General features: G+C 44.6%; 31 protein-coding genes and 1 other RNA gene. 23 read left to right on the top strand and 9 right to left on the bottom strand.

Features of this window, described 5'->3' with window-relative positions; translation table 11 throughout:
* The first annotated feature begins 57 nt into the window (after nucleotides 1-57).
* From JOJ89_RS12635 to JOJ89_RS12605, 7 genes are all read left to right on the top strand, one after another.
* The gene (locus JOJ89_RS12635; protein WP_081414144.1) at nucleotides 58-228 is read left to right on the top strand and encodes a YpmA family protein; all 171 of its coding nucleotides are present in this window, start codon (nucleotides 58-60) and stop codon (nucleotides 226-228) included.
* 12 nt (nucleotides 229-240) lie between these two features.
* Nucleotides 241-732: a cell wall elongation regulator TseB-like domain-containing protein gene (locus JOJ89_RS12630; protein WP_203287598.1), complete on the top strand. Its 492-nt coding sequence runs from the start codon at nucleotides 241-243 to the stop codon at nucleotides 730-732.
* Nucleotides 733-745: 13 nt separating this feature from the next.
* Nucleotides 746-1,933, top strand: coding sequence for a pyridoxal phosphate-dependent aminotransferase (locus JOJ89_RS12625; protein WP_029566029.1), 1,188 nt, complete (start codon nucleotides 746-748; stop codon nucleotides 1,931-1,933).
* 112 nt (nucleotides 1,934-2,045) lie between these two features.
* Nucleotides 2,046-3,338, top strand: a complete 1,293-nt coding sequence (asnS, locus tag JOJ89_RS12620) for an asparagine--tRNA ligase (RefSeq protein ID WP_029566028.1) — start codon at nucleotides 2,046-2,048, stop codon at nucleotides 3,336-3,338.
* Between the two features lie 179 nt (nucleotides 3,339-3,517).
* Nucleotides 3,518-4,222, top strand: coding sequence for a DnaD domain-containing protein (locus tag JOJ89_RS12615; RefSeq protein WP_203287596.1), 705 nt, complete (start codon nucleotides 3,518-3,520; stop codon nucleotides 4,220-4,222).
* Nucleotides 4,223-4,244: 22 nt separating this feature from the next.
* Nucleotides 4,245-4,907 (top strand): endonuclease III, encoded by a 663-nt coding sequence (gene nth, locus JOJ89_RS12610; RefSeq protein ID WP_203287594.1) that lies wholly within the window; start codon nucleotides 4,245-4,247, stop codon nucleotides 4,905-4,907.
* Nucleotides 4,900-5,433, top strand: coding sequence for a YpoC family protein (locus JOJ89_RS12605; RefSeq protein ID WP_029280330.1), 534 nt, complete (start codon nucleotides 4,900-4,902; stop codon nucleotides 5,431-5,433). The genes nth and JOJ89_RS12605 overlap by 8 nt, the downstream gene beginning before the upstream one ends.
* A 74-nt stretch (nucleotides 5,434-5,507) precedes the next feature.
* Here JOJ89_RS12605 and JOJ89_RS12600 read toward each other — a convergent pair whose 3' ends face one another.
* Nucleotides 5,508-8,174, bottom strand: coding sequence for a PBP1A family penicillin-binding protein (locus tag JOJ89_RS12600; RefSeq protein ID WP_203287592.1), 2,667 nt, complete (start codon nucleotides 8,172-8,174; stop codon nucleotides 5,508-5,510).
* Between the two features lie 44 nt (nucleotides 8,175-8,218).
* Nucleotides 8,219-8,812: a Holliday junction resolvase RecU gene (gene recU, locus JOJ89_RS12595; protein ID WP_029280332.1), complete on the bottom strand. Its 594-nt coding sequence runs from the start codon at nucleotides 8,810-8,812 to the stop codon at nucleotides 8,219-8,221.
* A 146-nt stretch (nucleotides 8,813-8,958) separates the two neighbouring features.
* Between recU and JOJ89_RS12590 the strand changes: the two genes are divergently transcribed.
* Complete coding sequence (locus JOJ89_RS12590) at nucleotides 8,959-9,930, top strand: DUF2515 domain-containing protein (protein WP_029566023.1); 972 nt, start codon at nucleotides 8,959-8,961, stop codon at nucleotides 9,928-9,930.
* 616 nt (nucleotides 9,931-10,546) lie between these two features.
* Here the strand turns inward: JOJ89_RS12590 and JOJ89_RS12585 are convergent.
* Entirely contained in the window at nucleotides 10,547-10,651 is a 105-nt protein-coding gene (locus JOJ89_RS12585; RefSeq protein WP_081414142.1) for a spore protein, read from the bottom strand.
* A gap of 194 nt (nucleotides 10,652-10,845) precedes the next feature.
* On the opposite strand from JOJ89_RS12585, the gene JOJ89_RS12580 reads away from it, so the two are divergent.
* Nucleotides 10,846-11,082, top strand: coding sequence for a hypothetical protein (locus JOJ89_RS12580; protein ID WP_029280337.1), 237 nt, complete (start codon nucleotides 10,846-10,848; stop codon nucleotides 11,080-11,082).
* 58 nt (nucleotides 11,083-11,140) lie between these two features.
* Nucleotides 11,141-11,512 (top strand): DUF1798 family protein, encoded by a 372-nt coding sequence (locus tag JOJ89_RS12575; protein ID WP_029280338.1) that lies wholly within the window; start codon nucleotides 11,141-11,143, stop codon nucleotides 11,510-11,512.
* A 91-nt stretch (nucleotides 11,513-11,603) separates the two neighbouring features.
* On the opposite strand, the gene JOJ89_RS12570 is transcribed toward JOJ89_RS12575, so the two are convergent.
* Together JOJ89_RS12570 and yppF are read right to left on the bottom strand one after the other, a co-directional pair.
* Nucleotides 11,604-11,777 carry a hypothetical protein gene (locus JOJ89_RS12570; RefSeq protein ID WP_203287582.1) on the bottom strand — a complete coding sequence of 58 codons (174 nt, stop codon included), beginning with the start codon at nucleotides 11,775-11,777 and terminating at the stop codon, nucleotides 11,604-11,606.
* Between the two features lie 108 nt (nucleotides 11,778-11,885).
* Complete coding sequence (yppF, locus tag JOJ89_RS12565; protein WP_029280340.1) at nucleotides 11,886-12,065, bottom strand: YppF family protein; 180 nt, start codon at nucleotides 12,063-12,065, stop codon at nucleotides 11,886-11,888.
* Between the two features lie 172 nt (nucleotides 12,066-12,237).
* Between yppF and JOJ89_RS12560 the strand changes: the two genes are divergently transcribed.
* Together JOJ89_RS12560 and JOJ89_RS12555 are read left to right on the top strand one after the other, a co-directional pair.
* Nucleotides 12,238-12,687 (top strand): YppG family protein, encoded by a 450-nt coding sequence (locus JOJ89_RS12560; RefSeq protein ID WP_051827262.1) that lies wholly within the window; start codon nucleotides 12,238-12,240, stop codon nucleotides 12,685-12,687.
* A gap of 32 nt (nucleotides 12,688-12,719) precedes the next feature.
* Nucleotides 12,720-13,022 (top strand): phage holin family protein, encoded by a 303-nt coding sequence (locus JOJ89_RS12555; protein WP_029566022.1) that lies wholly within the window; start codon nucleotides 12,720-12,722, stop codon nucleotides 13,020-13,022.
* Nucleotides 13,023-13,044: 22 nt separating this feature from the next.
* Here JOJ89_RS12555 and JOJ89_RS21285 read toward each other — a convergent pair whose 3' ends face one another.
* The 4 genes from JOJ89_RS21285 to JOJ89_RS12540 all read right to left on the bottom strand — a co-directional run bounded on the left by JOJ89_RS21285 (nucleotide 13,045) and on the right by JOJ89_RS12540 (nucleotide 14,051).
* Nucleotides 13,045-13,179: a hypothetical protein gene (locus JOJ89_RS21285; RefSeq protein WP_087946328.1), complete on the bottom strand. Its 135-nt coding sequence runs from the start codon at nucleotides 13,177-13,179 to the stop codon at nucleotides 13,045-13,047.
* Nucleotides 13,179-13,430, bottom strand: a complete 252-nt coding sequence (locus JOJ89_RS12550; protein ID WP_029280346.1) for a hypothetical protein — start codon at nucleotides 13,428-13,430, stop codon at nucleotides 13,179-13,181. Before JOJ89_RS12550 ends, JOJ89_RS21285 begins: the two co-directional genes overlap by 1 nt.
* Complete coding sequence (locus tag JOJ89_RS12545) at nucleotides 13,430-13,585, bottom strand: hypothetical protein (RefSeq protein ID WP_168713767.1); 156 nt, start codon at nucleotides 13,583-13,585, stop codon at nucleotides 13,430-13,432. The genes JOJ89_RS12550 and JOJ89_RS12545 overlap by 1 nt, the downstream gene beginning before the upstream one ends.
* Nucleotides 13,586-13,646: 61 nt before the next feature.
* The gene (locus JOJ89_RS12540; protein WP_029280347.1) at nucleotides 13,647-14,051 is read right to left on the bottom strand and encodes an Hsp20/alpha crystallin family protein; all 405 of its coding nucleotides are present in this window, start codon (nucleotides 14,049-14,051) and stop codon (nucleotides 13,647-13,649) included.
* A 200-nt stretch (nucleotides 14,052-14,251) separates the two neighbouring features.
* Here JOJ89_RS12540 and JOJ89_RS12535 point away from each other — a divergent pair, with 200 nt between their 5' ends.
* From JOJ89_RS12535 to JOJ89_RS12485, 11 genes are all read left to right on the top strand, one after another.
* Entirely contained in the window at nucleotides 14,252-14,755 is a 504-nt protein-coding gene (locus tag JOJ89_RS12535) for a PTS sugar transporter subunit IIA (protein ID WP_029280348.1), read from the top strand.
* 103 nt (nucleotides 14,756-14,858) lie between these two features.
* The gene (locus JOJ89_RS12530; RefSeq protein WP_029280350.1) at nucleotides 14,859-17,144 is read left to right on the top strand and encodes a DEAD/DEAH box helicase; all 2,286 of its coding nucleotides are present in this window, start codon (nucleotides 14,859-14,861) and stop codon (nucleotides 17,142-17,144) included.
* Nucleotides 17,135-18,379 carry a ribonuclease H-like domain-containing protein gene (locus JOJ89_RS12525; RefSeq protein ID WP_029280352.1) on the top strand — a complete coding sequence of 415 codons (1,245 nt, stop codon included), beginning with the start codon at nucleotides 17,135-17,137 and terminating at the stop codon, nucleotides 18,377-18,379. Before JOJ89_RS12530 ends, JOJ89_RS12525 begins: the two co-directional genes overlap by 10 nt.
* Nucleotides 18,380-18,723: 344 nt before the next feature.
* On the top strand, nucleotides 18,724-19,146 hold the full coding sequence (locus JOJ89_RS21350; RefSeq protein ID WP_320155872.1) for a spore coat protein: 423 nt from the start codon (nucleotides 18,724-18,726) through the stop codon (nucleotides 19,144-19,146).
* Nucleotides 19,147-19,209: 63 nt separating this feature from the next.
* The gene (locus tag JOJ89_RS12515; RefSeq protein WP_203287580.1) at nucleotides 19,210-19,776 is read left to right on the top strand and encodes an SLOG family protein; all 567 of its coding nucleotides are present in this window, start codon (nucleotides 19,210-19,212) and stop codon (nucleotides 19,774-19,776) included.
* 76 nt (nucleotides 19,777-19,852) lie between these two features.
* Nucleotides 19,853-20,158 carry a cell division regulator GpsB gene (gene gpsB / locus JOJ89_RS12510; protein ID WP_029280358.1) on the top strand — a complete coding sequence of 102 codons (306 nt, stop codon included), beginning with the start codon at nucleotides 19,853-19,855 and terminating at the stop codon, nucleotides 20,156-20,158.
* A 69-nt stretch (nucleotides 20,159-20,227) separates the two neighbouring features.
* Nucleotides 20,228-20,618: RNase P RNA component class B (rnpB, locus tag JOJ89_RS12505), an RNA gene on the top strand.
* Between the two features lie 173 nt (nucleotides 20,619-20,791).
* A complete protein-coding gene (locus JOJ89_RS12500; RefSeq protein ID WP_203287578.1) occupies nucleotides 20,792-20,938 on the top strand; it encodes a hypothetical protein in 147 nt (48 codons plus the stop codon).
* Nucleotides 20,939-21,097: 159 nt separating this feature from the next.
* A complete protein-coding gene (locus JOJ89_RS12495; protein WP_203287577.1) occupies nucleotides 21,098-22,249 on the top strand; it encodes a THUMP domain-containing class I SAM-dependent RNA methyltransferase in 1,152 nt (383 codons plus the stop codon).
* A 55-nt stretch (nucleotides 22,250-22,304) separates the two neighbouring features.
* The gene (locus tag JOJ89_RS12490; protein ID WP_029280361.1) at nucleotides 22,305-22,502 is read left to right on the top strand and encodes a hypothetical protein; all 198 of its coding nucleotides are present in this window, start codon (nucleotides 22,305-22,307) and stop codon (nucleotides 22,500-22,502) included.
* A 143-nt stretch (nucleotides 22,503-22,645) separates the two neighbouring features.
* A complete protein-coding gene (locus JOJ89_RS12485; protein ID WP_203287576.1) occupies nucleotides 22,646-24,583 on the top strand; it encodes an ATP-dependent DNA helicase in 1,938 nt (645 codons plus the stop codon).
* The last annotated feature ends 67 nt before the right edge of the window (nucleotides 24,584-24,650 follow it).

The raw sequence follows: 24,650 nt of genomic DNA, 5'->3' as shown, positions 1-24,650 counted from the left end.
CCGTTTGCGGCTGTGATATAAGTTACAATTTTTGTTTTTGCACTGGAGGTATAGACCATGGAAAGTAAGATTGAAATCCTGTCTACTGTGACCGTGGAGCATTCGGATGATCTCTATAAAATTGTCGACGGGCTGAACCGTACGCTTAAAAGAGAAAATCTGATGTTTGGGCTCGCTCTTGATCAGGAAGACAAAAATAAAGCTGTTTTCACGATATACAGAACGTAAGGATTTGAAATAATGGGGAGAAAAATAGCGATTGCATCCATTTCTGCAGGAATTCTGCTGCTTATTGCCGTGGCTGTTTTTATGAATGTCTACAACACGGCTATGGCTCAAAAGAAGGATGGCCACACGGAAGCCATTCAGAGAGCCGAACAAGAAACAGAGCTGAAAAAGGCAGAGAGTGCTGAAACCTTTAACGGCCTGGAACAATACATCGTCATTACAGGATCTGATGACAGCGGGAAGCCCGTGTATGTATTTGTTCCTTCAGACAAAAAGAAAAAGCCTGTACTGAAGCTTGTGTCAGACGGCATTTCAGAAAAGGAAGCACTTGAAGCTGTCAGATCGGAACAAAACCCGCAAAAGCTGATTAGTGTGCAGCTTGGCATGGAGGGCAGGGTTCCTGTCTGGGAAGTGAAGTATATTGATGATCAGAACAGGTATACATATGATCTCGTCCAATTTACAGACGGAGAAATCAGAAAGCATATTGCCATCAGGAAATAGGGGGACTATAGTCATGAAACTAGCTGACAGAGTATCTGCATTAACACCATCAACCACTTTGGCCATTACTGCAAAAGCAAAAGAACTTAAAGCTGCAGGACATGACGTGATTGGCCTTGGTGCAGGCGAGCCTGATTTTAATACGCCGCAGCACATTATGGACGCTGCCGTAAACGCAATGAATGCAGGCCAGACAAAGTATACACCTGCAGGCGGCCTGGCTGAGCTGAAAAAAGAAATCATCAGCAAGTTTGAACGTGACCAGGGAATTGCCTATAAACCGGGAGAAGTGATTGTGTGCAGCGGCGCAAAGCATGCCCTGTATACCCTGTTTCAGGTTCTTTTAAATGAAGGTGATGAAGTCATCATCCCTGCACCATACTGGGTAAGCTATCCTGAGCAGGTTAAACTTGCAGACGGAGTGCCGGTTTATGTAGAGGCATCTGAAGAGAATCAATTTAAATTAACTCCTGAACAGCTGAAAGAAGCAATCACTGAGAAAACAAAAGCTGTCATCATTAACTCTCCGAGCAATCCGACGGGGATGCTCTATACGAAGGAAGAACTTGAAGCGCTAGGCCAAATTTGCCTGGAGCATGATGTTCTGATTGTTTCCGATGAGATTTATGAAAAACTCATCTATGGAACTCATAAGCATGTTTCAATCGCTGAATTGTCAGAAGAGCTTAAAAATCAGACAATCATCATCAACGGTGTTTCCAAATCGCATTCCATGACAGGATGGAGAATCGGGTATGCAGCAGGCAATGAACAAATCATCAAAGCGATGACAAATCTTGCGAGCCACAGCACCTCTAACCCGACTTCCATTGCACAATATGCCTCGATTGCTGCATACGCGGGATCGCAGGAGCCTGTTGAAGAGATGCGGAAGGCGTTTGAAGAGAGACTGAACATTATCTATGATAAACTCGTTGCCATTCCGGGTATTTCATGCCTGAAGCCTCAAGGTGCTTTCTATCTATTCCCGAATGCAAAGCAGGCAGCTGAAATGACAGGCTTTGCATCAGTGGATGAATTCGTAGAAGCGCTGCTTGAAAAAGAAAAAGTTGCCATTGTTCCAGGATCAGGCTTCGGCTCTCCGGATAATGTAAGACTTTCATATGCGACATCTCTTGACGTCATTGAAGCAGCACTTGAGAGAATTGAACGGTTTGTAAAAGAAAACAGTTCAAACTAAAAAGAAGATGGGCCGTCAATTGACGGTCCGCTCTTTTGTTTGGAGAGGCCATAAGGTATAATAGATGCATGTACATATATTTTGATCTGCGGTTTTTTTGGAGGGACATAACGTGAAAACAACGATTAAAGAAGTAAGCAAATTTGTAGATAAAGAAGTAACAATCGGCGCATGGATCGCCAATAAGCGTTCAAGCGGTAAAATTGCTTTTCTGCAGCTTCGTGACGGCACTGGTTTCATTCAGGGCGTTGTCGTAAAGGCAGAAGTCGACGAGGCTGTTTTCCAGACAGCTAAATCAATCACACAGGAATCATCCATTTTTGTAACAGGCGTTGTGCGGGTGGACGAGCGTTCTCCGTTCGGTTATGAACTCGGGGTAACAGGCATTGAAGTCATTCATGAATCTGTTAATTATCCGATCACACCTAAAGAGCACGGCACAGAGTTCTTGATGGACCACCGCCATTTATGGCTGAGATCAAAACGCCAGCATGCTGTGATGAAAATCAGAAACGAAATTATCCGTGCAACTTATGAATTTTTCAACAAAGAAGGATTTACAAAAGTAGATCCTCCGATCCTTACGGGCAGCGCGCCTGAGGGTACATCAGAACTGTTTGCAACAAAATACTTTGATGAAGATGCCTACCTTTCACAAAGCGGCCAGCTGTATATGGAAGCAGCTGCAATGGCTCTTGGAAAAGTGTTCTCTTTTGGCCCGACATTCCGTGCCGAAAAATCAAAAACAAGACGCCACTTGATTGAATTCTGGATGATTGAGCCTGAAATGGCTTTCTATGATTTTGAAGACAACCTTGTGGTTCAGGAAAATTACGTGTCATACGTTGTTCAAAGTGTCCTTGAAAACTGCAGTCTTGAACTGACGGTTCTTGGCCGCGATACTGAAAAGCTTCAGCAAATTAAAGCACCGTTCCCGCGCATTTCATATGACGATGCCATCAAATTCCTGAACGAAAAAGGCTTTGACGATATCAAGTGGGGGGATGATTTCGGAGCGCCGCATGAAACGGCCATTGCTGAAAGCTTTGATAAGCCGGTATTCATTACACACTACCCGACAGGCATTAAACCGTTCTACATGCAGCCTGCACCTGACCGCGACGACGTTGTCCTTTGTGCAGACCTGATTGCGCCTGAAGGCTACGGTGAAATCATCGGAGGCTCACAGCGCATCCATGATCATGAGCTGCTGAAACAGCGTATTGAAGAACATGATCTTTCACCAGAAGCGTATCAGTGGTACCTGCAGCTCCGTGAATTCGGGTCAGTGCCGCATTCAGGCTTCGGACTTGGGCTTGAGCGAACAGTAGCGTGGATCAGCGGCGTTGAGCATGTACGCGAAACGATTCCGTTCCCTCGTCTGTTAAACAGACTTTATCCTTAATCAGCAAAACGGGCGAACATGAGTCTCTATAGAGGCTCATGTTTTCTTTTCCTGTCAGTATTTTATCCGGCGCTTTGCAGCTGCTCTTTCCTTTCGGTCCTGTCTTTAAATTGGTTTAAAAGACCATCGCCGTTTTTCAGACAGGTCGTGTTATACTAAGTGAGGTGAGGTGACCCGTGATGAATAAAGAACAATTTACAGCCATGCAGGAACAGGGCTATTTGACTGTGCCTTCGGCGCTTATATCCAATTACTTCCGGTTAGGCCTCAAAGAAGAGGAGCTGGTTTTGCTTCTGCAGGTAAATCTGCATCTTCAAAACGGAAATCAGTTTCCTACACCGGACGAATTATCAAATTCCATGACCATACAGACTTCTGCCTGCACGTCTCTTTTAAGAAGTCTGCTGCAGAGAGGGTTTATTGATATTGAAGAATATGAGCAGGCTTCCATAAAATATGAACGTTATTCCCTAAAACCGCTTTGGGGCAAACTGTATGATGATTTGCTGAAAAAAGAGGAAGTTCAATCCGGGGAGAAACAGGAGCAGGAAAATGTAAACCTGTATCCTGTATTTGAACGTGAATTTGGAAGGCCCCTGTCCCCATTTGAAGTTGAAACGCTGTCTATTTGGATGGATCAGGATTATCATGATCCGGTTATTATAAAAGCAGCCCTTAAAGAAGCGGTCATTTCGGGCAAACTGAACTTCAGATACATTGACAGGATTCTTTTTGAATGGAAAAAGAACGGCATCAGAACGATTGAACAGGCAAGAAGCTATGGGAAACGGTTTAGGCAGCATCAAGTGCAGCCGCAAAAACAGCCGGATTCTGAAGAAGAGTACAAACGAAAAGTGCCTTTTTACAACTGGCTTGAAAGTTAAATGAAAATGAACAGGTGATGTTATGCTGAACAAGAAACAAATCAGAGAAGCAATGGACACAATCGGGGACATGTTTCCGGATGCCCACTGCGAATTAAATCACAGCAATCCATTTGAGCTTGTCATAGCAGTTGCTCTTTCTGCCCAGTGTACAGATGTGCTTGTAAACAAAGTGACGAAGAGCCTGTTTGAAAAATATAAGTCACCGGAAGATTATCTTGCAGTTCCCATTGAAGAACTGCAAAACGACATCCGGTCCATCGGACTTTACAGAAATAAAGCTAAAAACATTCAAAAGCTGTGCACGCTGCTTATCAATGAATATGGCGGAAAGGTTCCTGAAGACCGCGATGAACTGACAAAGCTTCCCGGGGTAGGGAGGAAGACGGCAAATGTAGTCGTTTCCGTAGCTTTTGGCATACCGGCCATCGCTGTTGATACTCATGTAGAAAGGGTGAGCAAAAGGCTTGCGATCTGCAGGTGGAAAGATTCTGTATTGGAAGTTGAAAAAACCCTGATGCGGAAAGTGCCTGAGGAAGAGTGGTCTCTGACCCATCACAGACTGATCTTTTTCGGCAGATATCACTGCAGGGCCCAGGCGCCAAAATGCTCAGAATGTCCGCTTTTACATATGTGCAGGGAAGGGCAGAAGCGCATCAAAAAAGGGACGGTCAGAAATGTATAGCAGCAGTGTGCCCGGGGATTTTCTCCATGAGCCGTTCGGTCCTTTTCAAGAAGCTTTTCATAGTGATTTGGAACAGGTGCTGGCCATTAATCCTTTTTACTATGACATCTGTCTGAAAACAGGCGAGCAGGTGCTGTGGAGACCTTGGGAGCATGCAGATCAATCGGTTTCCGCTATTATGAAAAGGTGGGATGCACTCAAGACAACAATTGCATCCGGCTTCCGTTCCCGTCAGAAAAAAGCCTCAAGGAAAGACATGATTGACGGGGTCTCCCTGTTTGTTTGCTGTCTTTACTGGAGCAGCGGCAAACCGGTCGGGCATTTAGATCTCAGAAACACAGACTGGACTGCTTTTGACATACAGCCTGTGAATGTACATGAAAGACTGAACTATATCCTTATAAAGCCGGAACAGTATCATTCCTTTGTTCAGCTTGATCAGCTCTTTCAGGAGTGCGAAAAGCAGTTTTCAAAACAAATGGCCCTAAAAAAATACAAACAAAAAAACGCAGGGAAATCGGAATGATTTTCCTGCGTTTTTGTTTTGGGGAGACCTGCATGTGCAGGTCTCTCTTTTATCATGCGCTTGTGCTTTTCTTATCAATCATCATCATTGTTTCCATTGCCGTTTCCGTTTCCATTTCCGTTGCCGGGAGGAAGCGGAATCAGAGGTTCAGCAGGCTCTTGAGGTGTTTCGCCTTCGCCAGGAGGTGTTTCACCATCTCCAGGTCCGCCTTCACCAGGAGGCTGTTCTCCTTCGCCAGGAGGCTGCTCGCCTTCACCAGGCTCACCTTCACCCGGAAGTTCACCGCCGGGGAATTCTTCGCCAGGAGGCTGTTCGCCTTCACCAGGCTCTTCTTCAGGCTCTTCCGGTTCTGCAGGTTCCTCTATGACTGCTTCCGGAATTTGGATCGCTGCTGCGGCAGAGTCGCTTCGGTTAGAGCCGTCGTCATCGCTGACGGCTGCAATCTGGAATTTATACGTTGATCCAGGATTCGGGTTAGGGATGGCCATGCTGGTGTCTTTCGTCTGATTGATCACCTGTGCAGGACCTCCGTCAACAGACTGGCTGATTTCAAAGGTAACAGAGTCTTTCAGATCCTCTTTGTAATCCCAGCTGAGTACAATTTGATTGGCTGTCTGATCATATTCCACTTTAAATCCTGATGGTTTAGCAAGACGCTTATACTGCTCAGAAACCTTTGTAGGCTCTGTGCCTTTTACAAAGTACTCGCTGATTTTCTTGCTGTCAGGCGTAAATTTACTTGCAAGCTTCGGCGGGTTAGAGCCGTTTTCAACTGTAACTTTAACAACTGAGTTTGGTTTTTTGAAATCTTTGCCGTTTCCGCTTGATACTTCTGAAATCACTTCTTTAAAAAGTTTCTTCGCAATTTGCTGATCTGATTTATTCAGATGCATTTTTTCATCATTTTTTGAATAACCGGTCCATACTGCAGCCGCATATTCCGGAGTGTAGCCGACAAACCAGCTGTCTTTCGCACCGCCGGATGGAACGTTGTATTTTTGTTTATCCTCTTCAGAGAAGTTTGTCGTTCCTGTTTTGCCTGCAACTGTGACCCCGGGAACTCTTGCTGCTGTACCTGTTCCTTCTTCAACAACAGAAATCATCATGCTTGTTGTCATATAAGCGGTGTAATCGCTCATTGCAGCTTCAGCCTCAGGAGAAAGATCAAATTCTGTTCCGTCGCTTAAGACAACTTTTGTAACGGCATGTGGCTCTGTGTAAATGCCGTTATTGCCGAACGCTGCAAATGCTCCTGCCATATGAAGAGGGGATACTCCCGTGTCAAATCCACCAATAGAGTATGCTTCCGGAATTTCCTCTTCAAGCGGAATGCCAAGTCCTGCAGCAAAGTCACGGGCTTTGTCAATTCCGACTTCCTGCATAGCCTTCAGAGCAGGGATGTTGCGTGATTGTGCCAGGGCGTCGCGGATGGACATCTGTCCTTTGTAGCCGCGGTCAAAGTTATTGATTTTGACGCCGTTTGAATAGGTATATGGTTCATCCTTAATTTGTTCATATGTGGACCACTTCAGATATTCAATGGCCGGACCGTAATCAAGGACAGGTTTAATCGTCGAACCCGGCTGTCTTCTCGTGTCAATTGCATAGTTGAAGTCTCCGACATTCTGGTTGCGTCCGCCGCCGATTGCGCGGATTTCGCCGGACTCTGTATCAATGAGCGTGATGCCTGCCTGGAAGTTGTCATCAGGGAAGCCGACATCATTTCCATTAAGAAGATCTTCTACGTATTTTTGTGCATCTGTATCGATTGTCGTATAGATTTTCGCACCTGCTGAGCTTACATCGATATCCGTTTTTTCTTTCACTTCTTCAATGACCTGCTCGACATACGCACTGTATGGATTTGATTTTTCTTTTTCAGGAACAACGGTAGACTGAACAGGAACTTTTTTCGCTTCTTCTGCTTCCTGCTCTGTAATAAAGCCTTGTTTCACCATCATATTCAGGACGATGTTTCGTCTTTTTTCAGCTGACTCGGGATTTTTTCTCGGGTCAAAGTTTGTCGGGCTCTGAGGGATCCCGGCAAGCATTGCTGCCTCGTGAAGCTCAAGGTCCTTCAGTTCTTTACCGTAAAAGCCTTCTGCTGCTTTCCCGACTCCGTAATATTGAGGATGATAGTAAATTTTATTTAAGTACATCTCAAGAATTTCATGCTTTGAGTATTTTTGCTCAAGCTGAAAAGCGAGCCACAGCTCCTGAACCTTACGGGTAATCGTTTTTTCATGAGTGAAGAAAGAGTTTTTAATGACCTGCTGGGTGATCGTGCTTCCGCCCTGGGAACCGAACCCTTGTGTAACGTTGGCAACGACTGCACCGCCAAGGCGGATAACATCTACCCCGCTGTGTTCATAAAAGCGGGCATCCTCCGTTGCAAGAACAGCTTCTTCGAGTACTTTCGGAATGTCATTGTAGGAAATATAGGTTCGTTTTTGAGCGCCTACTTCCGTAATTTCATTGCCTTCTTTATCGTAAATGGTAGAGGAGTAGGAATCCTTCAGTTTCTTCTCATCAAGCTTCGGGGCTCCTGCTGCGATAACCGCAAATGTTACGCCGCCTGCAATCATGCCGATCAGTCCGATCGATATCAGGATAAACAGGATGCGTTTCCATAGGGCACCCCCGCCGGGTTTGTTCGGTTTTTTCGTTTTAGTCTTGCTTGTTTTACTTGTTTGCGCAAGTGCCCTGCGGCGTTCCTCGCGGCTTTTGTATTGATCTGACATTGCGTTTTTCCAACCTTTCATTACAAGATCCGCGCTGCGGCGAATTAATGGAAATAAAGCTTTTCTAATACTTTAATATAATCAATTCTGGGCTGATAGCCAAGCGGTATCAAGTGGGACGATGCTTCAATTTCTTTTTTCGAGATGGACTTTCTGCCTCCGCTTTCTTTTCTTTCCCAAAACTCAAATAAAACGGCTGCCTCCATCAAATACACACTTCCGAAGGCAGACAGAATCACAAACGAAATGCCTCCATGATCAATGACCATTTTCATGTGGCTGATCTGATGCTCATGGAAATTTTTCAGCGGAAATGAAGTATCGCTTTGCGTTTCCTTCGCTTCAAAATCAATGTACTTTCCTTTATAGACCCCGTTATAGTCTGTTGTAGAGGATTGTTTAAAATAGGCCTCGCGAATAACCGCTGCGCTCCTTTTCGGAAAATCAACATTCACAATCTGCACAGGAGTCGGCTTTTTATGAATGACGGCAATCGCTCTGTTTAGATAGAACTGATTGGTTTCATTCAAATCCTCTTCAAGAGTCATCCCTCTATTACTATAGGATTCCTTAGCCTCACGCTTTTTAGCCGGAACAGCACCAGGATTGTACGTTTTTCCGTTAGGATAACGAAAAATCATTTCTTCCCTCCTCAGGTAAAACTACTACCTATCATATCAAAAAAATGAAAAAAGACATGGTGAAAAAGTTTCGATTTTGTTAACAGACGCCGCGCGTAGTTCCGGGTTCCCTGGGCAAGCTTAAAACAGGGAGGCGAATGCTGATGACAGGCGGCAGCCATTTAGATGAAAAGAATATTATAGCACTTATAAAGAATACGGTGCGCAAAAATAATTACGACAATATTTCTCGCACGCAAAGCTATCAGGACTTTTTTCTCCGTCACCCCGAAATCAAATGGTCTTTTCTGGCAAGCATGGTCTCGCGGAATGCAGGCTACTGTATGACGGATTTAAAGGGCGTTTGGTTTCAAAAATTATTGGACGAGAAAACAAGGAAAGCCCTCTTTCTGACATATGAGGATGCCAACTGGCTGATTTTTTCGGATGCGTATCCGCAGCTTTTGCTTTATGAATGGTCAAAAACAGCAGGGAAACCCCTGTTTCACCTTCTTGATGCATTTCACGTTTCTGCCTTTATGAAAAAAGAATGGGTTTTGTTTTGGGAAAGAGGGGACATGGAGCGGCTGATGACCTCTCTCATTATTAATGAGCAGCATCTTATCCAGAAACCCGTTATAGAGGGAACTGTCTTTAAACGAAAAGTATTCGGCACACCGTTTTTTCTTTTTCAGGATCTGTTTCACTTCAGCACAGTCATTTTTCCCGGAGAGGGCGGCAGACTTTACGGTTTCTCCGTACATGATTTCAGAAAGCTGAAAAGCAGGATCAGGCTCGGACGATCCCTTGCATGGCTTCTTTTTCATCCTGATTATTACGGCGAGTTTTTGACCTTCGCGGCTAAGACAGTTCATACCGGCTCAAGAGCAGATTATGAGCCTTCAAGCAGGCTTCGTATGACCCCGTATTTAAGAACGGCCTTTCCTTTTGTTTCCCATCAATTAGACGAAAAGAAACGAAAATGGTTTCATGGCCAGCCGCTTGACAGGTGGTACAGACCGATACCGGTGCCAGAAACAATCGATTTGACAGACTGGCTTATAAAAAAGGAAAATCAGCTGCACGCTCTGGCCATTGCTAATGAGTATGTTCAGGCGAAGAGAAAAAAGATATGAGGAGGCTGGAACAAATCATAGTGTAAAGAGGTTCGATAAAAAATCTGGAAGAATGCAGTTACACCTATGAATGATGATATAATCGAGGATCCATTTCTTTTAAAAGTGGCAGGGACTACGGCGAGTGACGCCACAAATGAGCACCATCACCGGAAAAAGTGGTGTCACTAAGATGAATGACGCCACAAATGAGCATCCATCACTGGAAAAAGTGGCGTCACTAAGCCGAATGACACCACAAATGAGGATCCATCACTGGAAAAAGTGGCGTCACTAAGATGAATGACGCCACAAATGAGCATCCATCACTGGAAAAAGTGGCGTCACTAAGATGAATGACGCCACAAATGAGCATCCATCACTGGAAAAAGTGGCGTCACTAAGATGAATGACGCCACAAATAAGCATCCATCAATGGTGAAAGTGGCGTCACTAAGATGAATGACGCCACAAATGAGCATCAATCACTGGAAAAAGTGCGTCACTAAGGGGAATGACTCCTACAATTGACAATCAATTTTAGTCCATTAACATAAAAAACCGAACTAGCTGCTATAAACTAGTCCGGTTTTTTTATGGCTAAATTAGTTACGTCCTAGCCTCTGTGTGTTTTCTATTACGTAGAAGGGCGATTCGGCCCACCCAGCTTTTTGTCGAGGTCATTTTTTGACGGGGCTTGCTGCTGCTGTTTTTGTGTGTTCTTTTTGTTTTCTTTTGCCATGTTAGACACCTCCTGAGTGTAGTGTTTGCATGGGAATCGATTTCATGCAGCATGTCGGGGGGGAGTTGTCGAAAAAACAGTAATATCCAATCATTTCTTCTTTCTTTGCCGAAAGCGAACTAGTTTTGTCATCCGTGAAGGGAGGAGCGTTTTGGCCCGCGAATAGTACGAGTAGATTGAAAGGAGGAGTTAGGATGGAACACCTCGTGCCGAAAATGGTTGTGGAAAGACTTTTAATGGAACTCGATGAAGAGATGACGAAATTAGAACTTGCCATACAAAAGAGAGTATCGGAAACCATTCTGCAGAGCGAAGAGGACCTTCAGCGCAGCATAAAGAGGACGGAAGAATCGGTATTACAGGCAAATGGAGAAGAAAACAGGGAAGATTCCGTATCACGGGTTAAACCAAGCTACCGGCTCAGTTATTAGCAGGAATCTGGCTTTTCATGCTTATGTTTGGTAAGATACCCCAGAGAGGGGTTGCAGCATGAAAGCGAAAATTCTTGAAAATTCCGAAAAGCTTCTATATATAACGGACGAATGTGTCCGCCGTTTTGAGAACGACAGCAAAAAGAAAGAAGACGTTGATTTTTTTCACGAAGTAAAGCCAGCATTTGAGGATGCGATGAAAGTAATGAGCGAGTGGAAAAGAGACGTTCTTGCATGGAGAGATGAAGCAAAACCAAAATATTTGTTTCCGGCTCAAATTGATTCAGCTGAAGAAAATTTTGAGCAGCTTGTGCTTCAGTCGTTTTACAAAGATTCCAAAGCCATACGTTTTAAGAACATGAAACAGTCCATTGACTATACGATTGAAACTGTTATGGACCGGCTGGAGGCACACAGCTCCTTACAATGAGGGGCTTTTTATTTTGCTTAAAGACCTCAAGGTGAAGAATTTTCCTCAATGAAAAGGGTGTCCGAAGTATATCGGACACCCTTCATGACGTTTATTCGTCTATTTCACGCGCTTCCTGGAATGTGACAGCGCGGTCTCCTTCGCTTGCGACAGGTTCAATTGCAACATCTTTTGAATGTTTAGCAGCGGCAGGCTGTCCCTTTTTTGACAATGTTAGATCCTGTCCTTTTTTCTTATGGTTGAAATGGTTGCCTCTTCCCATCATAATGACCTCCATAAATGAAATGGTGAATCCTTCATAATATGTTTCCGATTGCGTGCTGTTATGTATGGAAAATAACAAAAAAAAAGAGAGGGAATCCCCTCTCAGTCATCAGTTGCTTATCTTTTCAAGTTCTGAGGCTTCAAGGTACATGACAGCCGTCCTGTATTCGCTGATGGTCATCTCACCCTTGATATAAAGCGTTTTGATAAAATTCATTAATTCGCTGATGCTGGTCGGTTCATACTTCTTTGTTTCTAAAAAAGCGGATTGTATGCTCTGCAGATTCATCGTGTATCTCCTCCCATTCCCTTGCTTTAATGGTATCACGGGAAATTTTTATCTCGATTTTTCAAATAATTTAAACTTCCGACAAGAGTTGACAATTTCTTTTAGACACGCACGGCAGTCTTTTCTTTTGCATATGTATGAAATAGCCCATTATGCTGAAAGGAGATCTGTTATGTATTCTCAAGAAATGAGTTCATTTAAAAACCGCAGAAAAAAGAAAGAAGAGAGAATCAGCTATTACTATCCATATGAAGGCTATGCACCATATGAAAATCCGGCATATTTGCCTCAAAATCAGCATACCTATCAGCAAGTGCAGCAAAATCAAGCCTTCTATCAGCAGTCCCAGATGCCGCCATACGGCTATCAGACACAGGGGTTTATGATGCAGCAGCCCCAGCAGAATATGATGCCGCAAGCAATGTATGCAAATCCATACCCAAAACCGGTACCTGCAGCGAAAAATCAGCAGGGAGGCATTTCTACAGTGATGTCCCAGTTTAAAAAGCCGGATGGTCAGATGGATTTCAACAAAGTAATGGATACGGCAGGGCAGATGATGGGAGCCGTTAATCAGGTGAGTTCTCTTGTAAAAGGGGTCACATCCATGTTTAAAGTATAAGCTGCATTAAGCTATAAATGAGGTGGATAAGCATGGTTTCTGCAGCGCTCTCAAGTCTGTTTGATCAGATTAATGTTCACCCCCAGCTCGTGATTGTCGTTCCGGCCCTCATGATCTTAGGGTATGCTTTAAAGCGGACTCCTAATGTGCAGGACTGGATGATTGTTTGGATTCTCCTCGGAGCCGGCATTATCGCAAGTATTTTCACACTGGGTTTTTCAGTCAGCAGCATTGCCAACGGTTTTATCGCGGCAGGAGCGGCCATCACCACTCATCAGGCGTATAAACAATCTGTTCTCGAACGAAACGCGGACGGCAAAAACAAAGACGCATAACCTTATGCGTCTTTGCCTGTGTTTACTTCTTTTCATTTAATCTTTCCGCCAGCCTTTTTTTAACTTCAGAATAGGACAAGCCTGAAGCTGCATTCAATCTTTTAACTTCCTCTGCATTTGTCGTGCTGAAGGGTTGGAGTCCCGCGTCTTTTTTCATTACAGCAGCTCCTCATAAACGTCATTCAGCTGATTCATCCTGACATAGTCCTGCTCGCCCATCGCATGCTTTATTTCATACGGGAGCATTTTATTTAAGAACATCTGCTCTTTTTCAGAAAGCATCCTGATGAATTGCTTTTCATCTGTAAAGGATTCCCTGGAGAGTTTGAAATAAATGTGCCTGCTGGTTTCATGCTCCTCCAGATAATTGGAAAGGGCTTCTCTTAAATATGACAGTGACTGTTCCATCAGGACGGATCCTCAAAGAATTCTTTCACTTTTCCCGGATCACTGCCGGATGCGTATGGATTTTCCGAGGCCGCACCTTCATCCAGATTTGTTTTTATAACAAGCATCGGAGACCCCGACGGCTCTGCGCTGATCCTTTTTTCATGTTCCTTCATAAAAGCACCTCCTGCTAGTAGTTTTCATAAGCAGGGGGGATTTTATTGTGTTAAAATCTGGTCAGCTGAGCGGAAAGGATATGAGCAGGCAGCCGTTTTGAAAAGCGGCATCCACTTCGTCCATCTTCGGCGCCTTAGGCAATAGAATGGTTTTTGTCATTTGTTTTCTCGTCTGCGAGTAAGCAGATCCATTTATATGGCTGAGATTTAATTCTTCCTTGTGGCTGACGGTCAGGGAGAGGCAAAGGTCATGAAATTCAATTTTGATCTGCTCTTTTTTCAATCCGGGAAGCTCTGCTTTTACAAAATAGCGATTATCCTCTTCCCATGAGGATACTTTCATATAAGCCGTATTCATCTGCTCCTGAAATACTTTCTCAAACTCCAGTACGTTCTGTTTAAATGAGCTGTCACCGAAGAACTGCTCCGCAAGTTCATATAACGGGTTGTGATTTTTTTCACTCATCTGCCGTGTCTCCTTTTAAATGGGGATAAAGCATCTTTTAGGCTAAAATATGCATGGCGCTGTAAATTGGTTGCTTGATTCAGGCGTTTTATGGTTAAATGATGATAATTATAAAGGGACGGGTGAAGTGAGAAGCGTTTAATTTCAGGGAGACAGGGGTATTTCTAAAGTAGAATTCAATGCAGAAAAGGAGCAGAGCCATGCTTAAAAAACTATTCGGCAGTAAAAAAACGGAAAAACAGACAGAAGAAACAGTATTTGCACCATTAACAGGAAAGCTTTTGCAATTAGAAGAAGTTCCGGATCCTGTTTTCTCCCAGAAAATGATGGGCGATGGAATGGCGATTGAACCTTCAGAAGGGATCCTGGTGTCACCTGTTGAGGGAGAGATCATTCAGCTCTTCCACACAAAGCATGCGATCGGCATCAGAAGCCAGACGGGCATGGAGATTCTTCTTCACATCGGCCTTGAAACGGTGGCTATGAACGGAGAAGGATTTGAAGCGTTTGTCAAAGAAGGAGACAGCGTCAAGCCGGGAGATAAACTGATTTCGTTTGATCTTGATCTGATCAAAGAAAAAGCAGCAAGCACGATCACTCCAATCATCATTACAAATGGCGATATTGTGGATAGTGTTCAGAAAGCTCCTGTCGGACAGGTGAACGGCGGAAAAGATAAAGTGTTTGACATCAAGGTTAAATAAGTGCAGAACGGAGCAGGCATCGCGCCTGCTTTTTTTATGTTATCGTCTGTTTTGCTTAAAAACGAACATCTATTCTGTTAAAATGGAGAAAGAGGTGATCAGGGTGCGAAGAAAGCAGTCACTGTCAGAGATTATTGATTTTTTAAAACGCGATGAAGAATTTAAAGAGCAGATTGTCCATGCTCATACGATAGAACCAAAAGAAGCAAGAACAGCCGAAATGCCGTCTTCTGTTGACAGCAGGTTAAGAGAGGCGCTTGCAGCAAGAGGCATAGAGTCTCTTTATACCCATCAGGCAACGGCTTATAAGCTTGCACGCAGCAGAAAAAGCTTTGTTGCCGTCACTCCGACTGCTTCAGGGAAAACGCTCTGCTACAATCTCCCGGTTTTGCAGCAGATTGTTCAAGATGAAAGCAGCAGGGCCCTTTATTTATTTCCTACCAAAGCACTCGCACAGGACCAGAAGAGCGAATTAAATGAGCTGATTACAGAACTTGGCGTTCCAATCAACTCCTACACCTATGATGGAGACACCGCTCCGACAATCAGGAATGTCATCCGCAAGGCGGGTCACATTGTCATGACAAATCCTGATATGCTTCACTCGGCGATTTTGCCCCATCATACAAAATGGGTTTCCCTTTTTGAAAACTTGAAGTATATCATCATTGATGAACTTCATATTTACAGGGGAATATTCGGCAGCCATGTTGCCAATGTGATCCGCAGGCTAAAACGCATATGCCGTTTTTACGGAAGCGATCCGGTCTTTATCTGCACATCAGCAACGATTGCCAATCCTAAGGAGCTTGCTGAAGAGCTGCTTGGAGAAGACGTGGTGCTCGTTGATGATAACGGGGCACCCTCGGGGAAAAAACACTTTCTTTTTTACAATCCCCCAATCGTCAACAAGCCGCTGAATATCCGGAAAAGCGCTACACTTGAAGTCAGAAAGATAGCGTCAGAGCTCCTGAAAAATAAAATTCAGACAATCGTTTTTGCAAGGAGCAGGGTGCGTGTTGAAATTATCTTGACGTACTTGCAGGAGCTGATCAAGGGGGAGCTTGGAAAGAAGACGATACGCGGCTACAGGGGAGGTTATCTGCCAAAACAAAGGCGCGAAATTGAAAAAGGGCTGAGGAACGGGGAGATTCTCGGCGTTGTCAGCACAAACGCCCTTGAACTCGGAGTTGATATCGGGCAGCTGCAGGTGTGCATTATGACAGGCTATCCGGGAACGATCGCGAGTGCCTGGCAGCAGGCTGGCCGGGCCGGAAGAAGAAGCGGGGAAGCCCTGATTGTGATGGTGGCGGGATCGACTCCAATTGATCAGTACATCATTCAGCACCCGGATTATTTTTTCAGGCAGAATCCGGAAACGGCCATCATTAATCCGGACAATCTCATTGTTCTTGTGGATCATATCAAATGTGCTGCGTTTGAACTGCCATTCAAAAAAGATGAATCATTCGGGCAAATGGATATCGAGGAAATTCTCGAATTCCTGGCAGAGGAGAAAGTTCTATATTTTAACAGAGACAAATATCACTGGATGAACGATTCTTTCCCGGCCCATAACATCAGTCTGAGATCGGCTTCACAGGAAAATGTCATCATCATTGACCAGTCGGATATTGCAAATGTCAAAGTCATCGGGGAGATGGACAGATTCAGCGCCATGACCCTGCTTCATGATGAAGCGATCTACCTTCATCAGGGCATTCAGTATCAGGTGGAGATGCTCGACTGGGAAGAGAAAAAAGCCTTTGTAAGAGAAGTGGATGTTGATTATTTTACAGATGCAAATCTTGCCGTGCAGCTGAAAGTGCTTGAAGAAGACAAAACGAGAGCGGGAGATAGCCACCATCTTGGCTACGGGGATGTAACGGTTCAGGCGATGGCGACCATTTTTAAAAAGATCAAGTTTGACACGCATGAGAATATCGGATCAGGCCCGATTCACCTTCCTGAAGAAGAATTGCACACGAATGCTGCGTGGATCAGCCTTTCGGATGGACTTGCCGGAATGCTGAAGAAAGACAGGCTCGAAGAAGCCCTTCTCGGTCTTTCGCATGCCTTAAAGCATATTGTTCCGATCAGCGTCATGTGTGACCCGTCAGATATAAGCGTTGTTCCGCAAATGAAGGCGACGCATAACGACCAGCCTACCGTTTTTCTCTATGATAAATATCCCGGCGGAGTCGGTCTTGCAGGGAAAGTCTTTGAAACAATGGAAATCGTGCTCTCTGAAACGTATGCCATGATCAGCGGATGCCCCTGTGAAACAGGCTGTCCGTCGTGCACTGGCCTGGAAGGATCCGACCATCAGAAGAAGGATACCCTTTACTTAATAAACGGTCTTAAAGGAGCCGAAGATTCTTGTCGTTAAAAGGAAAGCTAAACCGATTAAAATCACATATGTCGCTGGAAGAGAAAACAGAGACTGTCAAAAGGGAGCCGGAAGAAAATGTTCCGCACCTTTCAAAGTGGGAAGAACTTGACGCCAAACCATTCTGGTTCGATGGTGAGTACTGTCTTGTAAGGGAAAGGACATATGATCTTTCTTTTCAGCACGGCCTCTATCAGCTAGGTGAATTTCATAGAGCGGTTTCCCTGTGGAATGAGAGAGACAGCCTTCATCCGCTTTCTTCCAAAGAGCATCAATCGCACGATCTCTTTTTCTTTGACACAGAAACGACAGGTCTTGGGGGAGGAGCGGGAAATACGATTTTTCTGCTTGGTCATGCGCAGGTATTTGACGATAAAGTGAAAGTTGTTCAGCATTTTCTGCCGAAACCCGGAAATGAAGTAGCGCTTTATCAAAGTTTTCTGAGCCGGGTCAATACGAAAACCCTTGTCACTTATAACGGTAAAGCCTTTGACTGGCCTCAGGTGAAAACGCGGCATACGCTGATTAAAGATCAGGTGCCGAAGCTTCCTTCCTTCGGCCATTTCGATCTTTTCCATGCGGCCAGAAGGCTTTGGAAAACAAGGCTTGAATCAGTTAAATTGAGTCATGTGGAGAAGGAGATTCTTGGAATCGTGAGGGAGCATGATGTTCCGGGCTATCTTGCCCCCATGCTGTATTTCAGCTATGTACAGTCCCAGGATCCAGATCACATCAGCGGTGTGCTGACACATAATGAAGTTGATATCCTTTCACTCATCACTCTCTACACGCATCTCACACACAGAATTTTGTTTCCCTCTGTCGAAGCAACCGGCATCGAGCAATATGAAGTCGCACGCTGGCTGCTTTCAGCAGGTGAAAAGGCGGCAGCCTTCGACACATTTAAAGCTGCAGCAGAATCAGGCTCAGAGAGGGAATATGAAGCGAAATTTGAGATGGCGATGCAGCTGAAAAAGAACAACAGGATGGACGAAGCACTGCCGATTTTCCTCTCTTGCGCAAAAGCGGGCAGCTTGAAATATAAGATAAAGGCATCAGTGGAAGCGGCGAAGTATTATGAACACAAGGAGAAAGATTCAAAAAAGGCCCTTTCATTTGCCACATCCGCTTATCTTGCGGTAAAGGAAAAGGATCAGGCACTGAAAACCGATTCAGAAAAAGAGAAAGCAGAGCTTTTAAAAAGAATGAAGAGGCTGGGGAATAAAATGGGGTGATTATTCCCCGGGGAACCGCAAAATCCGCTCTTTTTCGCGTAAAATTTGTCGATATTGTGAAATTTATAAGATGGGCATTCAAGTAATTGTAGAACGGTGAAGATGCGTGTAAAATTAAGGACTGTAAACATTAATAACCGGGGTGAGCACGATCATGTACAAAGGCATCTTCTACTTGTTTTTCATCGTTTTATTTGCAACAGTCTTCATCTTTTCAAACTTCAAAGACAGTTTCTATGCATTCTTGTAAAAAATAGGTTATTGCATCAGTACATGTACACTCCTTGCTTCATAGACTATCACTGTAAGACAGATAAGAAATGAAGGAAAGGAGACAAACAAACATGATGCCAAATAACAACATGCCTCCTAATATGGTGGGCGGCGCTCAGATGGGACCGAACATGCCGAATATGGTAGGCGGAGCTCAAATGAACATGCCAGCTCCAAATATGGTGGCAGGTGCACAAATGGGACCAAACATGCCAGCTCCAAATATGGTGGCAGGTGCACAAATGCCGATGATGCCGATGGGACCTGTCAAAATGTGTCCGCCGATTGTTCATCCGACAAAATGCTGCGTGCAGCATACTTTCTCTACAACAGTTGTTCCTCATATCCACCCGACTCACACAACTGTCGTTAACCACCAGAACATTCAGCACAAGCATTTTTTCCCTCAAACAAATTCTATGGTAAACTCTGTATCAAACCAACAATTTAACTGCGGCGGCGGAAGACCTCCTATGAGTCCTTACGGCCGTTAATACCTCACCTTAGGAGCTGATGCAATTGTCAGCTCCTATCTTCTTTGAAGGGAGACATACATAATGAAGGTCCTGACCGTATCCGGATACAAACCTTTTGAACTCGGCATCTTTAAAAATGATGATCCGGGAGTCGCCTATATAAAAAAAGCCATTGAAAAGTCCCTGCGGCCGCTTGCAGAAGAAGGACTCGAGTGGGTGCTCATAAGCGGCCAGCTCGGAATAGAGCTCTGGGCTGCAGAGGTTGTCTTTGATTTGCAGGTAGAGTATGATGAACTAAAGCTCGGCATTCTGACTCCATTTTTGGAGCAGGAAGAAAAATGGAATGAAGACAATAAAGAATATTATGAATACATTATGTCATCAGCCGACTTTGTTGACAGCATCACAAAAAGAAAATATGATAATCCAAATCAGTTCAGGCTGAAAAATGAATTTTTTGTTTCAAAAAGTGAAGGACTCCTGCTGGTTTATGACGAAGAAAACCCTGGGTCTCCAAAATATTTGCTCGAGACCGCCAGAAAAAAGGCTGAGTCCGGCGAATATACCATTATGACAATTTCTTTTGCAGATCTGCAGCTCATCGTGGAAGAAGAGCAAAGCAAGGATCATTTTTGGACAGGCGAATAACGGAAGAAAATTGACAACGGCATCAGGATTATGAAAAAATATGAAAAGATGATTTCAGTGTGACGAGGTGAAAGAGATGCTTTCCGATAAAATTAAATTAACGGCGAAAGAAATCTTAGAAAAAGAATTTAAACAGGGAATGCGCGGCTACAAACAGGAAGACGTGGATAAGTTTCTTGATTTGATCATCAAGGACTATGAAACGTTCCATCAGGAAATCGAGGAGCTTCAGCAGGAAAACCTGCGTCTGACAAAACAGCTTGAAGACTCGTTCAACCGAAAGCAGGTTCAGCCTGTACAGACAAACACAACGAACTTTGATATTCTGAAACGTTTGTCAAACCTTGAAAAGCATGTTTTCGGAAGCAAGCTTTACGATTGATTTCCACTATTTGCTCTTGCAATCTTTTCTGTAATTAACTATACTAGTATTTGCTCTTAAAAAATAATAACGTTCAGGTAATCGCTGCAGTCTTTAGGGCTGTAGAGGAAAGTCCATGCTCGCACGGTGCTGAGATGCCCGTAGTGTTCGTGCCTAGCGAAGTCATAAGCTAGGGCAGCCGGGTGATCCGGCTGACGGCAGGGAAGGGGCCTAAGTCTTCGGATATGGCTCTGCTACCTTGAAAGTGCCACAGTGACGTAGTCCTCAGGGAAACCTGAGGAGTGGAACGCGGTAAACCCCTCGAGCGAGAAACCCAAATATAGGTAGGGGCACCTTCTCTTAGGAACTGAACACGGAGAAGGCCGGAAGCTTTAAGCTTCCGTAGATAGATGATTACCACCGGAGTACGAGGTGATACCGGCCGTTTGCAGTACAAAGGGACAAAACATGGCTTACAGAACGTTATTTCAGGTAAACTTAACATGTTTAAAACAGGCTCTCTTCATATGTGATGAGAGCTTTTCATTTACATAAAGAAAAGTGGAGTCGCCCGTTCAGCTCCGACAGGCAGAAAAGAAATCACACGAAAAGTCCGGTTTTGACTTTTTGGGGGATTTTGTTCTGACGGAGGAGTTGGGCGATGGAACTGGACAATACAGAAAAGCGGAGCCGACTGTTCAGGCCTGGCAGTCAGATAAGAAATCACCGGAAAAGTCCGGTTTTGACTTTTTGGGGGATTTTGTTCTGACAGAAGGACTAGGAGGCGCAGCTGGACAATGAGAAAAGCGGAATTACCCAGCTCATATAACTGAACATAGCAAAAACCACAGCCGGCCGAATGTCAAAGGAAGTTTGAGCTGTGTGCACTATGTGCAAAATAAAATGAAATTAAAAATGATCTGCAGGCCTTTCCTGCAGTCTGATTTAGAAGGTGATGCAATGAGTAAGGTGACATTAATCGCAACAGCTGCCATGGGACTTGAGGCGCTTGTTGCCAAAGAAGTGCGGGATCTTGGATATGAATGCACGACCGATAACGGCAAAGTGACATTTGAGGCGGATCCAAAGGACATTCCCCGTCTGAATTTATGGCTTCGCACAGCTGACCGCGTAAAGCTGAAAGTGGGCGAATTTAAAGCCTACTCTTTTGACGATCTGTTTGAAAAAACAAAGGCTCTTGACTGGGGAGCAATTATTCCACGCCAGGCAGAATTTCCTGTCACGGGAAAATCGGTAAAATCAAAGCTCTACAGTGTACCTGACTGTCAGCGTATCGTGAAAAAGGCGATTGCCGAAAAACTGAAGCAGCAGTATAAGATTGCTTCAGAGTGGTACGAGGAATCAGGTCCGCTTTATAAAGTGGAAATTGCGCTCTTAAAAGATGTAGCGACCTTGACGATTGATACAAGCGGCGCAGGGCTTCACAAGCGCGGCTTCAGGCTTGACCAGGGAGGGGCGCCTCTTAAAGAAACACTGGCTGCTGCTCTAGTCATGCTGACAAACTGGACGCCTGACCGTCCATTTGTAGATCCTTTCTGCGGATCGGGTACAATCCCGATTGAAGCGGCACTAATCGGACAGAACATTGCCCCCGGGTTTAACCGGGAATTCGTTTCCGAACAATGGGATATTATCGGAAAAAGCCATTGGAATCAAGCACGCACAGAAGCTGAAGACCTGGCGAATTATGATCTCGAGCTTGATATTTCAGGACATGACATTGACCACCGCATGATCTCCATTGCGGAGGAAAATGCGGATGAAGCAGGCCTTGGCGGCATCATTCAATTCAAGCAAATGCAGGTCAGCGATTTCACAACCCGAAAAGAGTATGGCGTAATCGTTGGAAACCCTCCATACGGGGAAAGACTTGGAGAAAAAGAAGAAGTTGAGCAGCTGTACAAAGGAATGGGACGCGCTCTGCTGCCTCTTGAGACGTGGTCTGTTTATATGCTGACTTCCCATAAAGGATTTGAAGATTTTTACGGCAGGCAGGCAACAAAAAAACGCAAGCTCTTTAACGGATTTATTGAAACGGATTATTATCAGTACTGGGGTAAACGCCCGCCAAGAGACAGAAAACAGGTATAGAAGCATCTCTCCTTGAATACACTAGAAACAGTATTGATTTCTTTTCAAGGAGTGAGTGATTCTGGGCGAAAACAATGATTTTAATCTAATATCCAAAGCGCTGTCATCAACTTATTTGTCTCTCATTGAGAATGGCCATGAAGCAGCTGCTCAAGCATCGCTCGGCAGTGCGAGAGCCGATTTTCTAAAAGCAGTGGCACATGCTTCTGCGATTGACCAAAAGGTAATGATTGATACGCTTTACGACCGCTGAGATAGGCTTTCATATGATGAAAGCCTGTCTTTTTTCATGGCTCCTGAATTCAGGGTCATATTCAGCTCAGAAGCAGTTGACGAACCGATCGACAAATGAGAAAATAGTTGTTTGAGTATAAATGATTGCGGGGGATCTAATACATGCCGACGTCACGTCTGCCATTTGCTGTTTCCAAAAATGAAACCTTCTATGAAGGGCTGAACAATTGGATCGGAGATGTATTTTACGATATTTTGCCTGAAAAAGGCTTTGAACTTAGAGATGAACAAATTTTTATGGCGTTTCAGCTTGAACGGGCATTCCGCGAAAAGAGTGTCATGTTCGCAGAAGCTGGAGTTGGAACGGGAAAAACACTGGTGTATCTGCTTTATGCGATCAGCTATGCACGCTACACTGGAAAACCTGCTGTTATTGCATGTGCGGATGAAACATTGATTGAACAGCTTGTTAAAAATGAAGGGGATATTGCAAAGCTGAGAAAGCATCTGGATTTAACCATTGATGTAAGACTCGGAAAATCCCAGGATCAGTATCTGTGCCTGAAAAAACTGGATCAGACGATTCAGCGGACGGGTGATGATCTGTATCTTGATTTATTTGAGTCGCTTCCAGGCTTTGTCCATGAAAAAGCAGGTATGCAGTCTTTCTATCATTACGGAGACCGTAAAGAATATCCCAACCTGACAGATGAAGAGTGGAGTCATGTGAATTATGACTCGTTCCAGGACTGTCTGTCATGTGACCAAAGGCACCGCTGCGGCCTCACGCTTTCACGCGAGCATTACCGCAAAGCAACCGACCTGATCGTCTGTTCTCATGATTTCTACATGGAGCATATCTGGACATACGACTCAAGAAAGCGGGAAGGACAGCTTCCATTGCTGCCTGAACACAGCTCAGTCGTCTTCGATGAAGGGCATCTTCTTGAATATGCAGCCCAAAAAGCCCTTACCTACAGAGTGAAAAGCAGCACGCTTGCCATCTTGCTTGAAAGACTGCTTCAGAATGACATCAGGGAAGAATTTGCTCATTTAGTTGAAGACACGCTTGTCATCAACGAGGAATTTTTCGACAGCCTGCTTGAAGCATCAGAAGAAGTAAAAGGCTCACACCGCTCACGGATAGTGATGAACGATACGCTGCGGAAACAGGGGATTGAGCTGCACAGGATGCTGGCTGAAATTGGCGAGGCCCTAGTATTTGAAGGGGAAATGTATACCATTGATTCCTACGAGCTTAAAATCGTCGAGGAGTATTTGGACAGCATGGAATTTTCCATTTCCCTTTTTAATAAACAAAAAGGCGCGATCCACTGGATTGAAAACGGCGAGCAGGATTTCTCCCTGATCATCATGCCAAGAACCGTGGAAGAAGTGCTGAGAGAGAAAGTATTTTCTCAGAAAAAGCCTTATATCTTCTCATCTGCGACACTGTCCAATCATGGATCGTTCGATTTTATCGCGGGCAGTCTTGGAATCAAAGACTATTTGTCATTGAACGTTGAGTCACCGTTTGATTATGAAGAAAACATGAAGATTTCACTGCTCGACGTGACAGCGTCTGTTTCCATCAATGAAGTGAAATGTGCGGAAACATTGAAAAGAATTGAACAATCAGGAGGCCGCGCGCTCGTCCTGTTTAATACGAAAGATGAGCTTGATGTGTTTAAACGGTATGCATCAGCCCATAAAGCTGATTATCGTTTCTTGTTTGAAGGAGACCAGGAAATAAGCAAGCTTGTTTCTGAGTTCCAGAATAACGAGACATCCGTATTATGCGCCGTGCATCTGTGGGAAGGACTTGACATTCCTGGGGAATCCCTGTCGAATGTGATCATCTGGTCACTGCCGTTCCCGCCAAATGACCCGGTGTTTGAATCAAAACGGAGCAGCTCGGCCGATCCGTTCGCTGATGTGGATATGCCGTATATGATGCTGAGACTGAAACAGGGCATTGGCCGCCTGATCAGAACCAGCACTGACAGCGGGGAGATTTCCATTTACCTCTCCACAAAGCAGGATTTGAACGTGCTTGAAGAAGTTAAATCCATATTGCCTGTGACAGCTGAAGAATTGTAAGTGTAAGAGCGAGGGGAGAGGTCCCTTCGCTCTTTTTTTCGGCATAATGAATCGTACCCCCGAAAAC

This window comes from Metabacillus sp. cB07 (assembly GCF_016839225.1).
Taxonomy (GTDB): Bacteria; Bacillota; Bacilli; order Bacillales; family Bacillaceae; genus Bacillus_P; species Bacillus_P indicus.
The sequence above is the reverse complement of the archived record's forward strand: the minus strand, read 5'-3'. Positions and strand labels throughout refer to the sequence as shown.

Bases quoted from the DNA above. Each gene is read 5' to 3' on its own strand.
- nth (WP_203287594.1), top strand. From the start codon at position 4,245: ATGCTGAACAAGAAACAAATCAGAGAAGCAATGGACACAATCGGGGAC.
- JOJ89_RS12625 (WP_029566029.1), top strand. From the start codon at position 746: ATGAAACTAGCTGACAGAGTATCTGCATTAACACCATCAACCACTTTG.
- JOJ89_RS12485 (WP_203287576.1), top strand. From the start codon at position 22,646: ATGCCGACGTCACGTCTGCCATTTGCTGTTTCCAAAAATGAAACCTTC.
- JOJ89_RS12550 (WP_029280346.1), bottom strand. From the start codon at position 13,430: ATGGAACAGTCACTGTCATATTTAAGAGAAGCCCTTTCCAATTATCTG.
- JOJ89_RS12605 (WP_029280330.1), top strand. From the start codon at position 4,900: ATGTATAGCAGCAGTGTGCCCGGGGATTTTCTCCATGAGCCGTTCGGT.
- JOJ89_RS12540 (WP_029280347.1), bottom strand. From the start codon at position 14,051: ATGAGTGAAAAAAATCACAACCCGTTATATGAACTTGCGGAGCAGTTC.
- JOJ89_RS12590 (WP_029566023.1), top strand. From the start codon at position 8,959: ATGACAGGCGGCAGCCATTTAGATGAAAAGAATATTATAGCACTTATA.
- JOJ89_RS12495 (WP_203287577.1), top strand. From the start codon at position 21,098: ATGAGTAAGGTGACATTAATCGCAACAGCTGCCATGGGACTTGAGGCG.
- JOJ89_RS12545 (WP_168713767.1), bottom strand. From the start codon at position 13,585: ATGAAGGAACATGAAAAAAGGATCAGCGCAGAGCCGTCGGGGTCTCCG.
- JOJ89_RS12585 (WP_081414142.1), bottom strand. From the start codon at position 10,651: ATGGCAAAAGAAAACAAAAAGAACACACAAAAACAGCAGCAGCAAGCC.
- JOJ89_RS12515 (WP_203287580.1), top strand. From the start codon at position 19,210: ATGAAGGTCCTGACCGTATCCGGATACAAACCTTTTGAACTCGGCATC.
- JOJ89_RS12575 (WP_029280338.1), top strand. From the start codon at position 11,141: ATGAAAGCGAAAATTCTTGAAAATTCCGAAAAGCTTCTATATATAACG.
- JOJ89_RS12560 (WP_051827262.1), top strand. From the start codon at position 12,238: ATGTATTCTCAAGAAATGAGTTCATTTAAAAACCGCAGAAAAAAGAAA.
- JOJ89_RS12615 (WP_203287596.1), top strand. From the start codon at position 3,518: ATGAATAAAGAACAATTTACAGCCATGCAGGAACAGGGCTATTTGACT.
- JOJ89_RS12600 (WP_203287592.1), bottom strand. From the start codon at position 8,174: ATGTCAGATCAATACAAAAGCCGCGAGGAACGCCGCAGGGCACTTGCG.
- JOJ89_RS12580 (WP_029280337.1), top strand. From the start codon at position 10,846: ATGGAACACCTCGTGCCGAAAATGGTTGTGGAAAGACTTTTAATGGAA.
- JOJ89_RS12635 (WP_081414144.1), top strand. From the start codon at position 58: ATGGAAAGTAAGATTGAAATCCTGTCTACTGTGACCGTGGAGCATTCG.
- JOJ89_RS12570 (WP_203287582.1), bottom strand. From the start codon at position 11,777: ATGATGGGAAGAGGCAACCATTTCAACCATAAGAAAAAAGGACAGGAT.
- JOJ89_RS12555 (WP_029566022.1), top strand. From the start codon at position 12,720: ATGGTTTCTGCAGCGCTCTCAAGTCTGTTTGATCAGATTAATGTTCAC.
- gpsB (WP_029280358.1), top strand. From the start codon at position 19,853: ATGCTTTCCGATAAAATTAAATTAACGGCGAAAGAAATCTTAGAAAAA.
- yppF (WP_029280340.1), bottom strand. From the start codon at position 12,065: ATGAATCTGCAGAGCATACAATCCGCTTTTTTAGAAACAAAGAAGTAT.
- JOJ89_RS21285 (WP_087946328.1), bottom strand. From the start codon at position 13,179: ATGAAAAAAGACGCGGGACTCCAACCCTTCAGCACGACAAATGCAGAG.
- JOJ89_RS12630 (WP_203287598.1), top strand. From the start codon at position 241: ATGGGGAGAAAAATAGCGATTGCATCCATTTCTGCAGGAATTCTGCTG.
- JOJ89_RS21350 (WP_320155872.1), top strand. From the start codon at position 18,724: ATGATGCCAAATAACAACATGCCTCCTAATATGGTGGGCGGCGCTCAG.
- JOJ89_RS12535 (WP_029280348.1), top strand. From the start codon at position 14,252: ATGCTTAAAAAACTATTCGGCAGTAAAAAAACGGAAAAACAGACAGAA.